The organism is Bradyrhizobium sp. ARR65 (genome assembly GCF_000472385.1).
In the GTDB taxonomy this organism is placed as follows: Bacteria; Pseudomonadota; Alphaproteobacteria; order Rhizobiales; family Xanthobacteraceae; genus Bradyrhizobium.
On sequence record NZ_AWZU01000090.1, the window covers coordinates 1 to 14,161 of the forward strand.

General features: G+C 59.8%; 8 protein-coding genes and 4 pseudogenes. 4 read left to right on the forward strand and 8 right to left on the reverse strand.

From position 1 onward, the window contains the following. The 3 genes from F758_RS0141445 to F758_RS50515 all read right to left on the reverse strand — a co-directional run. A partial coding sequence (locus tag F758_RS0141445; RefSeq protein WP_024513299.1) for a DUF3466 family protein occupies positions 1-1,097 on the reverse strand: 1,097 nt, incomplete at its 3' end. 77 nt (positions 1,098-1,174) lie between these two features. Beyond that, positions 1,175-4,093, reverse strand: a complete 2,919-nt coding sequence (locus tag F758_RS46990) for an FG-GAP-like repeat-containing protein (RefSeq protein ID WP_198026707.1) — start codon at positions 4,091-4,093, stop codon at positions 1,175-1,177. A 251-nt stretch (positions 4,094-4,344) separates the two neighbouring features. Then, the gene (locus F758_RS50515; protein ID WP_157450487.1) at positions 4,345-4,485 is read right to left on the reverse strand and encodes a hypothetical protein; all 141 of its coding nucleotides are present in this window, start codon (positions 4,483-4,485) and stop codon (positions 4,345-4,347) included. A gap of 579 nt (positions 4,486-5,064) precedes the next feature. Here F758_RS50515 and F758_RS0141460 point away from each other — a divergent pair. Both F758_RS0141460 and F758_RS0141470 read left to right on the forward strand, forming a co-directional pair. After that, entirely contained in the window at positions 5,065-8,715 is a 3,651-nt protein-coding gene (locus tag F758_RS0141460; protein WP_198026708.1) for a winged helix-turn-helix domain-containing protein, read from the forward strand. Positions 8,716-9,150: 435 nt separating this feature from the next. Then, a pseudogene (locus F758_RS0141470) lies at positions 9,151-9,504 on the forward strand (SDR family NAD(P)-dependent oxidoreductase); the annotation flags it as partial. Between the two features lie 59 nt (positions 9,505-9,563). On the opposite strand, the pseudogene F758_RS52590 reads toward F758_RS0141470, so the two are convergent. From F758_RS52590 to F758_RS45995, 3 pseudogenes are all read right to left on the reverse strand, one after another. Then, positions 9,564-9,695 (reverse strand): annotated as a pseudogene (locus F758_RS52590) (ABC transporter ATP-binding protein); the annotation flags it as partial. Beyond that, positions 9,676-10,434, reverse strand: a pseudogene (locus F758_RS53675) (ABC transporter ATP-binding protein). The pseudogenes F758_RS53675 and F758_RS52590, both read right to left, overlap by 20 nt. Continuing rightward, positions 10,431-10,910, reverse strand: a pseudogene (locus F758_RS45995) (branched-chain amino acid ABC transporter permease); the annotation flags it as partial. The pseudogenes F758_RS45995 and F758_RS53675, both read right to left, overlap by 4 nt. Positions 10,911-11,495: 585 nt before the next feature. Here F758_RS45995 and F758_RS53680 point away from each other — a divergent pair. Further along, positions 11,496-11,819: a hypothetical protein gene (locus F758_RS53680; protein WP_502689227.1), complete on the forward strand. Its 324-nt coding sequence runs from the start codon at positions 11,496-11,498 to the stop codon at positions 11,817-11,819. A gap of 6 nt (positions 11,820-11,825) precedes the next feature. Here F758_RS53680 and F758_RS47000 read toward each other — a convergent pair whose 3' ends face one another. Together F758_RS47000 and F758_RS47005 are read right to left on the reverse strand one after the other, a co-directional pair. Then, positions 11,826-12,584 (reverse strand): terminase large subunit domain-containing protein, encoded by a 759-nt coding sequence (locus F758_RS47000; RefSeq protein WP_051387204.1) that lies wholly within the window; start codon positions 12,582-12,584, stop codon positions 11,826-11,828. 204 nt (positions 12,585-12,788) lie between these two features. After that, complete coding sequence (locus F758_RS47005; protein ID WP_024513303.1) at positions 12,789-13,433, reverse strand: hypothetical protein; 645 nt, start codon at positions 13,431-13,433, stop codon at positions 12,789-12,791. A 237-nt stretch (positions 13,434-13,670) separates the two neighbouring features. Between F758_RS47005 and F758_RS0141495 the strand changes: the two genes are divergently transcribed. Beyond that, positions 13,671-14,161, forward strand: a 491-nt coding sequence (locus F758_RS0141495; RefSeq protein WP_024513304.1) for an alpha-amylase family glycosyl hydrolase, incomplete at its 3' end; no start/stop codon positions are given.

Genomic DNA, 14,161 nt, shown 5'->3' on the forward strand with positions numbered 1-14,161 from the left:
GTCAGACCGCTAATCGCCTGTCCGGCAGTACCGGCGGTTATAGTGAAGGTGCGCGAGTCGCCCGCGCCGCGCGTGCCTTTCACCAATTGGTAGGTGACGGTATCGCCACTAGGCGCCTTTATGGCTTCGAAAAGCGGAACGCCGCTGATAGTCACCGACAGCGCATCATCGGAATCGACCGGCGACGCTGTGATCCCCATAGGCGTCGACCCGCCTGCCGGCACGTTCAGAGAGGCGGGGGCCGTCAGCGCTGGCGGTTCGGGGCCCGTATCCGGCCCCTCGACGGGGGTGGCAAGGAAGCCGTGTGTATAGCCGTTACCGTAAAAGTACCCGACGATTTCACCACTATCGTTGATCCCGTTGGCTTGGGTGCCACTGCCATTTGCCGCCGCCGCGGGATCGTTGAGCGTGGTGTAAGTGCCGCCGCTGTAAAGCCAACCGTTCCCGTCTGGCCTGTCGTCGTTACTGCGGCCAACGATTTGGCCCGTGTTGTTGATAGCGCGGGCGTTAGTGCCATTACCAGCTTGCGTCGTGGGATAGTCGAGCGTGGTATAGTTCCCGCTGCTGTAGAGGAACCCGTGCCTGGCGTTGCTGGCGTCGTAATAAACCCCAACGATCTGACCATTGTCGTTGATGTCCTCGGCAAAGGTGCCGTTGATTCCCAGCGGATCGTCGAGCGTAGTATAGCTCCCACCGGTGTCGAGAAAACCATGCGCAACGCCGCTAACGTCATTATAGTAACCGACGATTTGGCCGCTGCTGTTGATGCTAAAGGCTGCGGTTGTGCCGGCGGCTGAGGGGTCATCGAGCGTGGTGTAGTTCCCGCCACTATAAAGGAACCCGTGTGCGACGTTACTAGCATCCCTATAGGCTCCGACAATCTGGCCGCTGCCGTTGATTCCCTGGGCGGAGGTCGCCACACCCAAGGGATCATCGATCGTGGTGTAGTTGCCGCCGCTATACAGAAAGCCGTCGGTGCCGTTCGGCGTTCCGCTGTAGTAGCCAACAACTTGACCGAGATTGTTGATCCCTTGTGGCACAGTGTTAAGGCCGGTGGCCGATGGATCATGGAGTTCCGTGTACAAATAATCGGTCATTTTTTTTACCTCTCGCCAAGGGTGTTGTGTTGAAACTGACTTGAACGAGTGCGCCGTCCTGCGCCCCCCGCCCACCTTTATCCGTGATGGAGGGCCAAAAACGATCTTTGCTCTTCCGCGGTTGTTAGTGAACTGGGCAACAGCCCCAATGCGCCGCCGCTCACGAAAGGCGCAGCCATGAAGTGCTCGGTGAGGGCCGCGATGTCGGGGATTGAGCCGTTCGTGTTTGTAAGAGAACCTACACTGCCGCCGCTCAATTGATTTGGTAAGGTGGTGGCGTCATGGCTGCCGAACTGCGACATCAGATCGGACAGACTATGGGGGTTGGTAGGTCCCGAGGCGGCGGACGCAGGCGGATCCGTAACGGTGATCGTTTTCGCCGCCGATGTCCCCGTCTCCCCGCTGGTGCTATTTGATGCCGTCACTGTGAAGGTATTCACCGGGTGCCCGTTTCCGGGGAGAGTCGAGTTCAGCGTCAGACCGCTAATGCTCTGCCCAACCGGCGCGCTTACAGTGAAGGTGAGAGTGTCGCCCTTTCCGCCGCCATGGACCAACTGGCTGGTAACGGTATCGCCACTTGGCGCCGTGATTGACTCAAAAAGCGGTACGCCACTGATAGTCACGGATACCGTGTCGTCGGAATCGATAGGCGACGCTGTGATCCCCATGGGCTTCGACCCGCCTGCCGGGACCGTCAGAGAGGATGGCGCCGTCAGCGCCGGCGGTTCGGGGCCATCGTCCTGGTCTGGGGAAGCGAGAAAACCGTGCCTGCCGCTGGCATCGTCATAAACGCCGGTGATCTGACCATGGTCGTTAATCCCGAAGGCGGCCGTTTCGCCTGTGGCCACGGGATCGGTGAGCGTGGTGAAGATGCCGCCGCTATCGAGGAAGCCGTGGGTGCCGCTGCTATCGATATAGTACCCGACGATTTGACCATTGTCGTTGATCCCTTGGGCGGCGGTGCCCTGCGTGGCCAAGGGATCATCGATCGTGGTGAAGACGCCGCCGCTATAAAGATAGCCATGAAAGATGCCGCCGGCGTCGTAGTAAGTCCCGACGATCTGGCCATTGTCGTTGATCCCTCCGGCGCCGGTGTTACCACCTGTGTTTAAGGGATCATCGAGCGTGGTGAAGACGCCGCCGTTATCGACGAAGCCGTGGTTGCCGTCGCCATTATTATAATATCCGACGATTTCACCGTTGTCGTTGATCCCTTGGGCCAAAGTGTTTGTTGCAGAGGGATAGTCGAAGTTTGTGTAGCTGCCGCCGCTATAGAGGAAGCTGTGCTGCGTGCCGCTGGCGTCGGCATAGTATCCGACGATCTGGCCATTGTTGTTGATCCCTGTGGCGCCCGCCGCTATCGCGGTGTTAGCTGTGGCCGATGGATCGTCGACCGTGGTGTAGCTGCCGCCGCTATAGAGGAAGCTATGAAAGCCGCTGCCATCGACATAAGCCCCGACGATCTGCGCCAGGTTGTTGATCCCATTGGGGCTGGTGCCATTTGTGGCCAAGGGATCGTTGAGGGTGGTGTAGGTATAGCCTTGCGATATCGTCGGCGGATCCGTAACTGTAATGCTTTTTGCCGCCGAGGTCCCCGTCTCCCCGCTCGTGCTATTTGAGGCCGTGACTGTGAAGGTATTCACCGGGTGCCCTTTTCCGGCGAACGTCGAGTTCAGCGTCAGGCCGCTAACGCTTTGCCCGGTGGGTGCGGTTATTGTGAAGGTCAGCGTGTCCCCCCTTCCGCCGCCATGGACCAACTGGCTGGTTACAGTGTCGCCGCTTGGTGCCGTTATCGACTCGAAGAGCGGAACGCCGCTGATAGTCACCGAGAGCTTATCGTCGGAATCGACCGGCGACGCTGTGATGCCCACTGGCGTCGACCCGCCGGCCGTCACGTTCAGAGAAGATGGCGCCGTCAGCGTTGGGGCCTCTGGCCCGTCCGGAGTATCTGGCGGTGTGGACGTGTTCGTAAGCACATCCAATCCGGCGTCGGTGGTGACAACGATGTCCTGTTTGCCATTCCCAAACAGATCTGCCATCGCGATAGAACCCGTGACCCCCCCTGGCACGGGGAACGCTTGTTCAGGCTGAAAAGTCCCATCTCCATTACCAAGGAGAACATCGACCTCGGAGCCGTTCGGCGTCCCGACCTCCACAGCGACATCCGGGATTCCGTCGCCGTTTACGTCGCCGACAGCGACTGTATACGATGAGCCTCCTATGGCGTAGGCTTGCGGCGGCTGGAATGTCCCGTCGCCATTGCCAAGGAACACCTGAACCGAGTTGCTGTCCCGATTGGCGACGATAAGGTCCGGGTGTCCATTGCCCAAATTTGCTATCGTCGTATAAAGAGGAACGTCGCGGGTGTGAAGAGTAATTGGAGTAGCGAACGCACCAGTACCGTCTCCCATCAAAATTGAGATGGTATCGTTGGCTACGCCGCCTGTGCCGGGAGTGGCGACCACTATGTCCTGATGACCATTCCCCAAGTCTCCAACGGTCACACCATAGTTCGACACTGCCCCCACCGGTACCGTGTATCTCGGCTGGAACGTGCCGTCCCCGTTTCCAAGCAAAATGGAAACTTGTTGATCGTAATAGCTCGTGCTTACGAGATCCAATTTTCCATCAGAGTTGAGATCCGCTGCAGCGACAGAGGGAATAACGCTACCCGCTGGATAGTTCACCTCTCGCTGAAACGTCCCATCGCCATTGCCTAAAAACACGCCTAATGAGTAGCTATATGTGTTGGCGACGATGATGTCGGGCTTGCCATCATTATTGAGGTCGGCAACTATGCCGTTCTGAGGAACCGGAGCTGAATACGTTCCATCCGATGTAAATGTTCCGTTTCCAGTGTTTAGCATAACTCCTACAACATTATTGTTTGGTTGTGTGTACACCAGATCCGGCTTCCGATCACCGTTGAGATCGCCAATGGAAACCCATTGGGTCGCGCCAAGACTATAAGTTGTCTCTGAAAAGCTAAGCGTCATGATCTGGTCCTCCATTCTTGAACCGGGAGTTCTCTGTCCAATGGATCATCGAGCGTGGTATCACTGTAAAGGAAACCCGTGTGACCTTAACTGTCATCGAGTTAGGGCCCCAACGATCTGATATCCGTCTCCTCCTCGATCTATCGCAATTGCTGTTGTGCCAGCCTTACTTGATGTCTCTGCCATCAGTACTTCCAAGCAGTCGCAAATGCGGCACCTGACAGCGTCGGTCTACTGATCCGACCGACGGATTATGCCGGAGCAATGATTAGTTCTTGCGCCCAGCGCTCGTCCGTCGTGCGCCCGCTTTCGGGGGACAGAATGATCCGCTTCGCCTCATCCAGGGTGGCGACATCGAACAAGGTCGTGTTGTAGGCGGTATTCTGCAGCATGAAGCTAATGAACCTCCGCTGCTGGGATCGACGACGCTTGCTAGGAAACGGTCAATGGCTTTGCAAAAATTCCGGATCTCAAAAGAAGGCTTCGAGCAACCCCGTCAATCAGCATGAAACGAAAAGAAATTCCCTTCGCGCCTAAGCTAATAATCCGCGCCCCCTCACTTTCGTCTGGATTCGGGCGGCACGGCGCTCAGAATAACCGCGCAGTTTTTGGTAATTGCGTATGACGTTTCGGCCTTCAATTGAGGCCGCTTCGCGAGAACACTAAACCAACGGCTGGAACAAATTCCCGCTCAAAATTGTAATAAAAATGTAACAGTTCTTTCATGGGGTGAGTTGCGCATGCCCCATAGAAACTCCGTTCTGGTCGTTGCAGATGAACTGGAACCCCGCGCCAGGATCGCGCGAGCCCTCCAGTCGGCCGGCCACACTGTGGAGCTCGCGGAGGATGGCAACAGAGCGCTGAAGCTGGCTGCGGGTGGAACGGTTGAGGCTGCGATCGTGGCAATGGGCTGCGGCCCAGCCGCCGCGGCAATCTTGCGAGAGCTACGCGGCGCGGTTCCGAAAATGATTGTGCTGGCGGATGCGGCGGACGAGGGGCCGGACCATTCGCTGTTGCCCGCCGATGTATTTCCTTTGCGACCACTAGATGAGCAACAGCTTCTGGCGCGGCTCGCAGAACTAGTGGCACCTCCGCCGAACCCGGACGACGACAACAGACCGGCGGTTCTGTGCTTCGAAGGCTGCAGGTTTGATCTGGCTGGCCGCATCTTCGTCGACGCCGGCGGCCGAGAGGTGCCGCTGACCCGCTCAGAGGCCGCGCTGCTGACAATCTTTGTTCGCAATCCCGGGCGCGTGCTGTCCCGGGACCAACTCCGTCGCGTAGTCGCGGGCCACGGCGCAGATGCCTTTGATCGCAGCGTGGATATGCTCGTCCGCCGCTTGCGGCACAAGATCGAGCCAGACCCCAAGGTGCCGCGATTCATCCTCACCGTATCGGGCGGCGGCTATAAATTTGCCGCGCGGCCGCGAAACATCGAGTCGAGCGAAGCACCGTCGGCGGCCATCGCGCGAACGGAGCCTGAGCCGCCTAAGCTCGATCGGCTCGGGCACGAGCCCGAAAGGCGACAGCTAACCTTGCTGAGCTGCGGGCTTGCGGGCGCGACGACGCTCGCGGCGGACGGCGATCTCGAGGAAATCGGGGATGTCATCCACAACTTCCAGCGCGCTTGTACGGCTGCGATCCAGCGTATGGGCGGATCGATCGCGAGGTCGATGGGCGAGGAAATTCTCGCGTTGTTCGGGTATCCGCAAGCCCATGAGGACGATGCCGAACGCGCCGTGCAGGCGGCGCTCGACCTGATCGGAAGAGTCGGAGAGATGCGATCCGGCTCAGGCGCGCCGCTTCAGGTGCAGACCGTCATCACGACCGGGCTGGTCCTCGTCGACCGGGGACAGGAGATCATCGGAGAGCCGCCGGTGTTGGCGGCGAGGTTGAGAATGACCGCGCCTCCAAATTCGCTCATGATCACCGCTGCTACCCGCCGGCTCATTGGCCGGGTGTTTGATCTCGAAGGGCCAATGTTCCACCAGCCGGACGGAGTTTCTGAGCCGGTGATGACCTATCGCGTAACCGGAAGACGGCCAGCTAGGACACGATTTGAGGCGAACCGCACCGAGAAGCTGACGCGTTTCGTCGGACGACGGAAAGAATTGCATCAGTTGCTGGTGCTCTGGGAGCGAGCCACCGCCGGCAATGGCCAAGTCGCGTTGATATGTGGCGAGGCAGGTATTGGCAAATCGCGGATGTGCGAGGCTTTTCTGGATTGCATCGCGAGCGAGCCGCACATCACCATTCGCTACCAGTGCTCGGCGCACCACGTCAACAGCCCATTTCATCCGATCATCGGCCAGCTCGAGCAAGCGGCCGGGTTCGATCGCCACGACACGCCTGAAACAAGACTCGAAAAGCTGGAAACGGCGCTGTCCCAGATTGGTCCGGCAAGTTCGACGGACATGGCGCTCTATGCCGCACTGCTGTCGATCCCGCCGACGCCGGGCGATCGCCGCCTGTGGCAAGAACTGACGCCGCGCCGGCGGAAGGATCTCACGATTGCCGCGCTGGTCCGGCAAATTCTCGCGCTTGCACACAAACAGCCTCTCATCATCAAGCTTGCGGACGCGCACTGGATCGATTCCAGCACGCTGGAGCTGTTCGGCCGGATCATCGCGTCGATCACGGCGGCACGGGTGTTTGTTGTGGTCAGCTGCAGGCCAGAGTTCTTCACGCACTGGCTCGAACACTCGCACGTGAGCATTCTGCGGCTCAATAGATTGGAGCGCGAACATGCCCGGGACATCGTCCTGGATGTAGCTGGGGGCAAGCCGTTGCCCGATCAGATCTGCGAGCAGATCATTGCCAAGAGCGACGGCATCCCGTTATTCGTCGAGGAGCTCACAAAGACAGTCCTTGAGTCCGGGCTACTCCAGGAATCAAGTGGCCCGTATATTGGCGGAGGTCAATTGTCACTAGTAACAATACCGGTGACGTTGGCCGATTCGTTGATGGCACGTCTCGACAAGCTTGGAGCGGCCAAAGAGGTGGCGCAGATTGGCGCTGCGATTGGCCGTGAATTCTCCTATCGCCTGCTCGCCGCGGTTGCGCCGATGTCCCCTGCCGCGCTGCGCTCCGCACTCGCGCAGCTCTCCAGTCCCGAATTGATCTTGGTGCGGGGCGAACCGCCTGACTCGACCTACAATTTCAAGCACGCGCTGGTTCAGGATGCTGCCTACGCCACGCTGCCGAGCAGCAAACGTCGGCAGCTCCATGCCCGTATTGCCCGTGCTCTCGAAGAAACGTTCCCCGAGACCATTCAAACCCAGCCCGAACTCATTGCTCACCATCTCGCGCAGGCGGGTCTCCCGCGACAAGCCATCGACTACTTGCAAAAGGCTGGAGCACTGGCCATCGAACAGTCCGCCAATGCCGAGGCCATAGGACACCTGACGCGTGCAATCGATTTGCTGCAATCGCTTCCCGAGGGTCCGGAGCGCGCGCAGTCGGCGCTGAGGCTTCAGGCAATGCTGGGTCAAGCGACGATCGCAATGCGCGGTTACGCGGCGCCGGAAACCAGGGAGATCCTGCTTCGGGCGAAAGCGCTCATCAACGATCTGTCGGACCACACCGCGAAGTTTGCGATACTCTATGGCTTATGGGCAGCCTATTACGTCGGCGGTGTTTCCTCTGGGCAGAAGTCGGCGGCCGAAGAGTTTCTTGCCGCGGCGCGACGGCATGAAGAGGCGGCATCGCTCTGCATTGCGCATCGCTTGCTAGGGACCACCTGTCTGACAAGCGGAGAGTTTACGGCGGCCTTGGGCCATCTCCAGCGAGCACGAGCACTCTACGATCCGCAGCGCGATGCGGGTTTACGACACCAGTATGGCCAGGACATCGGCGCGGCGGCGCTGTGCTACCTGAGTTGGGCTCTCTGGCATCTGGGTTCCATTGATCAGGCCACCAAGGTCGCAGACGCGGCAGTGCGACGTGCCGACGAGCTATCCCACCCGCACACCCTGGCTTACACGATTTGTCATGCCCGCGGTTTCATGGAAATCTTCCGACGCAGCGCGGACGACCTGCAATCTTTTGCGGATTTAGTCGTCTCGTTGTGCACGGAGCATGGATTTTCGCACTGGATCAATTGTGGCCGTATTTTTCAGGGCTGGGCCGCCATCTGCCGTGGCGAGATCAGCGAAGGGATCGAGATGCTACGGGCAGGCGTTACGGCCTGGCGCGGGACGGGAGCGCGACTGTGGTTGCCGACCTTCCTGATGCTGGAAGCCGAGGCTTACGCCAAGATCGGCCGCAGCGACGCCGCATTGCAGGCCGTTGACCACGCGCTCGCCGTCTCAAAGGATACGGGCGAACGTTGGGCGAAGGCCGAAGCGCTTCGCATCAAGGCGCGCTTGCTATTTGAAACCCACCGAGCGGCGGCTGATGAAATCGAGAGTCTGCTGGTCGCCAGCCTGAAGACTGCTAGGCGCCAGCGTGCGCGTTGCTATGAGCTGCGTTCTGCGTGCGCTCTTGCGCGCATTTGGCAGGGCCAAGATCGAGGCGAGGAGGCCCTATCGCTGCTGCGGCCCGTTTACGATCAATTCACCGAAGGATTCGATACGGCGGACCTTAAGGAAGCCGGGACACTCATCCAGGAGCTCGTTCCGTAGCCGCCGGTGTTGAGCTCCCGGCTACACTGAGTTCCTGCGCCGTCTCGCTGCATTCGCGCGTCGGTGCAAGACGTCCGCACGCGCGGGGGATGAACCGACATCGCGAATATCTCGCTCACTCGGACACTCAGCGAGAGCCTGATCGAGGACGGCAAACGCGCCGACGAGGGAATTACCGTCAGCAACGTTGACGAACGGCAGAAAGTGATGCCGAAGCAGCGGAACGTGCGGCTCGCCGACATCGGCGGATCGGTGTTCAATGTCGGATTCCTCCATGGTGCGGAGCGACTTTTTCTGGGCCATCAAGGCCCCCAAGACACGATTTGCTGACCGGCGACCAAGCCGCGCTCAACTACCCTTCTCGCCGCCCGCCTCAGCCGTACCCTGGCGTCGTAGTTATCCCTTGTGACCAAATTCAAATCAAAGGAGTGCATCGTGAAGCTTACAGGCAATACGGTCCTGATCACGGGCGGCGGCAGCGGGATCGGTCGCGCCCTGGCCGAGGCGTTTCACGCCAGGAACAACAAGGTCGTGATCACCGGACGCGACGCAGACAGGCTTAGCGCAGTGGTCAAGGCGAATCCCGGCATCGAAGCGCGGCAGTTGGACGTAACCAACGCGGCCGCCATAAAGTCGTTCGCCCGACAGGTGACCGACGAATTGCCAGGGCTAAACGTGCTGATCAACAATGCCGGCATCATGCGACCCGAAGACTTAACTTCCGAAGAGACCGAGACGGCTGAAGCTACGATCTCGACCAACCTGCTTGGTCCGACCCGATTGACCGCCGCTCTCCTTCCCCACTTGCTGACCGCGCCGCATGCCGCCGTTCTCACGGTCTCGTCCGGTTTCCCGACCCCGTTGCGTCCCAGGATAGCCAGACGTCCGCCAGCAGGGACCTCGAACGACATGCCGGATACGATCCGGGTAGGACCATAACCAGCGTTCAGATTCCTTACCTCAAGACGCGCGACGGACATCTTCATATTTGCCCAAATAGGCTCGACGGACTTCCGAATGGCTCGTCACCTGTCCGGCGTTCCCTGGAAAATCAGTCGACCGTTTGCCAGAACCAGCACGCGCCGAGCGAATTTGAAGACGAGATCCTTGTCGTGCTCGATCATCAGCACGGCGATCTTCGGCGGAAGTCGATTGATCGCTTCGATGATCCTCGAAGTCTCGTGGGATGGTACGCCGGCAGCGGGCTCATCAAGCAGCAGCACTTTCGGCTCGAGTGCAAGCCCTATCGCCAGATCGAGCAGGCGCTGCTGGCCAGTCCTGCAACCGGCCATTCCGCAAGGTGCGCGATGCCGAGCAGCTTCAATGTGTCTTCCCACTCGCGCCGGACCTCGGGGTTGTCGACAAGGTTCGAGAACAGACGTCTTGTCAGCTCCTTCCTTTGCATGACCGGATCGCGACATTCTGCGCGACGGTCAGGCTGGAGAACAGGCGGGTGATCTGGAATGTCCTGATCAACCCTGCGGCGACGCGTCCCGGTATCGAAAGCTGGGTGATGTTTTCACGATTCAGCAGGATGGTTCCGCTGGACGGGCTCAGGTCTCCGGAGATGACGTTCACCAGCGTGGTCTTGCCGGCTCCATTGGGCCCGATCAGCGCCACGCGATCTCCTTCCCGCAAGCCGAAAGATATATCGTCGCTGACACGAAGACCGCCAAACGATTTGCTTATGGACTTCAGTTCGAGGAGAAACCCGCTCATGGTCTTCTCCAAACGACCGGCGCAGCCCGTCGCGCCATGTGAACGGCCACGGCAGTCAGTCCTTGAGGCGCAAAAAGCACGATGGCGACCAGCAGTGCTCCCAACATGGTCATCCAATGAAATGGGTTGGCGGCCGAGACATAGTGCTCGAAGAGCTGGAATATCACGGAGCCGAACAGCGCTCCCCAGAGATTGCCGGCTCCGCCGACGACCAGCATGACCAGCGCCTCGGCGGAACGCTCGAAGCTCACGCTGTCGAGGCCCACCACTCCGGTATTGATGGCCGTGATCGCTCCGCCGATGCCCGCGACGACGCCTGAGATGCCGTACATGATGATGAGTCTGGGATAGATTCGGGCACCGATCATGCGTGCGCGCAAGCTGTCATCCTTGATGGCCTTGCAAAGCAGTCCAAACGGCGAGTTCACGATCCGGCGCAGGACCGCGAAGACGATCGCAAGCACCGCGATCGAAAAAATCATCACGGGTAACGCCGCGAGGCCGCGCCTGCATGTTGCGTCGGGCGACGAACCTCACGGTGACTGAGAGTTTTCTTGCATAGTCGGTGAGGTCGCGGCTATCTCAGGTGGGCTCAATCTTGGTCCGCATTACCCAGAGCGGCGACGTCCGCTGCGGCTTGCGGACTGCGGCCGGTTGTATTTCCTCGACTGATCCCGAGGCTCATTTCGGAGGACTCGTGTCGCACGCTGCAGCCGTAAGTCTGGCGGCGGCGGAAGGCCTTTAGCCCCGATTTTTGAAGTCGAGGGGGCCGAACGTTGCCGCAAGGCGCCCGGTGCTCGATATGGGACCCAAATTTTCTCGTGCGTCTGGGCACAGCCTGTGACTACGGGCCTTGCGCGAGCGCCACACGCCACAGCGCCGAACGTCGCTCGTCATTTGCCTGCGCCTTCGATGCGAGTGAGTAGCCGCGAGACGGCCGTAGGATGCCACATGTCACCACGAGGAGCCCTGATACCCTGGACGTGTAGCTCTTCAGCGATGCCGCGCACGGTGGCCTCACGACAAGCTTCTACTACGTCTATCGATGCTCGTTTCCCGCCCTGAGCGGAGGACACCAGTCGCTCATCTATTTTCAGGAAATCGCGAAGTTGCGCGAGCAGACCTTCGTAAAGGGCTTTCGCGATCTCGAAGAGGACGACTACGTCGACGATCTGCTGTCGCAGACGTGGCGCCTTGAGCGGCAAAGTCACGAAGCCGAGGCGCAATCTCCTTCCGCTGCTCAAGCACTGAGGTGTGGGCCCAGGCCCGCCCATAATGGAGCCAACGCCGCGTTTTGCGCTCGCGGCCAACTACAGCAAGCGCTTCCAGGTCGTCGGCCCCGCCCCCATAGATGCCACACGTCACGACGTCGCAGCGCTCGATGATCGCGTCTAGCGTGACACTCCGATCTGCGCAGACTTCCCAGAAGTTGGCGCCGACCCAGCGATCGGACCGAAGCGCGAGTCCAACCTCCACATTGAGGTGCTGCGATGCCCAGCGGCGAAACTCTTCTTCGCCGATGTCTTTCGCCGTCTGGAATTCGCTCTTGAGCCGCTCGATTGTGAGATTTCGGCCGAGGTTCGGCAGGACCATTGGCCAGTTAAGCGGATCCTGCCACTTTTCTCTGTCCGCCGCGATGTCGTCCGGAATTCGTAAAGCACCGGCAGCATGGCGCCCTCGCGCTTTCCGTCACGGATCGCACGCGCCTTGTCGAGCTCGGCTTTGAAGACGCCCGCCGGCGGCCGCTCTGATTGCGTCGTGATGAACAACAGGAAGCTTTCGGGCTGAGAGATCATGCCGCCGCGGAGCTGGCCGATCACGCGGTCCGCGTTCGCGTCGGCCGAGACGACATGTAGCTCATCGACCAGCGCGCCGGCCGGCTTGACGCCGGTCAAGACATTGGGATCGAACGACTTGACCTGAAGAGTGGCGCCGGTCTTTAGCCAACTCACCTTCTTCAAGTGCGGCTGGACGTGAGTATATTCTCGGCGAGAGAGCCGCGGATCAGCAGCTATCATCCCTTCGACCTGCCTAAATGAGATTTCCGCAATGAGATGCGATGGCGCGACCAAGAGAAACTCTGTATTTGGCCGCTCATTGATCAACAGCGAAGTCAGCATCAACGCCGCACCGTTGGTCGTTTTTGACATCTTTTTTGGGATCAACAAAATAGCTCACGGATCATGCGCTCACGCGTGACCGGATCGATCGACCCATGCAGCGCACGCACGATCTCGCGAAACCAATCGCCGACGGCATCCCGGAGCAGCGGCATGCCTGGCACGTCCGGCAGCCGAAGCTGATCGAAAATCTCGACGGCCCGATTGGCTGCTTTTTCATTGAGCTTTGGCAGATCAGGAAGAAGAGAATCTGCCTTGCGGATGCGATCCTGCCAGTCTTCGCGCGATAGTTTCCAAGTCACCAGGGCTGCACTCCTTGTCGGAATAGAACATGCGCGCGCGGCCTTGCAATTGCAGTAGGAGATTTTTGCAAGTTTCGACGGGCGGACGGGACCGCGGCCCGAGCCCGCCTGCGCCGCCGAGGTCCTCGAGGCGCGCGATCTCGCTTCCATCGCTTATGATGCCGCGAAGAAGGCGGCCCGCCTCGGAAAGGCGAAGCAGGCTCACGACGAGCTCATCTCTGCTGCATATCGCGCGCAGGCCGATGCGCTCGAGATCGAAGCGCAGGCTTGCCGATGAATACGATGCGGCGCAAGAGCGCGGCGGAGTCAAAGGGCTAATGGTGGTGATCGCACTGTTCCGAAAGCGAACAGTGCTGATGTCGGCGTCTCCCGCAAAGAGATTCACGAAGCGCGCATCATCCGCGATGCCGAAGAGACCGAGCCCGGCATCATCCGCAACGCGCTGGATGAGGCGCTCGGTGACGGGACGACGAACGTCTTTTCGGACGTGACTTTTGAGCCGCGCGGGCTTGTTGCAACGCCGCCAGAAAGGCCCAACCCCTAGCGGCTTCCCTCCCGTCCCGATCGGCGGAATCATAGGGGCACCGTCCTTGAATAGCAAAGCCGCCGGGCCGGCATTTGGGCGAACATTGGTTGTCGTCGGTATGCGCACACGAGCCGACTCGACGGGCAATCATCACCAGACGATTGTGCCTATTTCGGTTCCGTTTCGCTCGCTTCGTCGACTACTCGGTCGCCCTACGCCGCACGTCAGGGAACCGTTAGCTATCTCTTACGCTTATCGCTGCATCCCAACACGGGGCCGCGGCCTGCGATGATCGACGATCTCTGGTACAAGAACGGTGTCATCTACTGCCTTTCCGTCGGCACCTATATGGACGCGGACGGCGACGGCATCGGCGATTTCAAGGGGCTGCTCAGACGGCTCGATTACCTGCACGGGCTCGGCATCACTACGATCTGGCTAATGCCGTTTCAACCGTCGCCCTGCAAGGATGACGGCTACGATATCTCGGACTATTACGGCGTTGACCCGCGCTACGGCACGCTCGGCGACTTCGTCGAGTTCACGCATGGCTGCAAGCAGCGCGGCATCCGCGTGATCATCGACCTCGTTGTCAATCACACATCGAACGAACACGACTGGTTCAAGTCGGCGCGCAGCTCGAAGGAGTCACCCCATCGCAACTGGTATGTCTGGGCCGACAGGAAGCCCACCGGAGCAAACAAGGGCATTGTGTTTCCCGGCGTGCAGAAGTCGACTTGGACGCACGACAAGGAAGCCGACGCCTGGTACTTCCATCG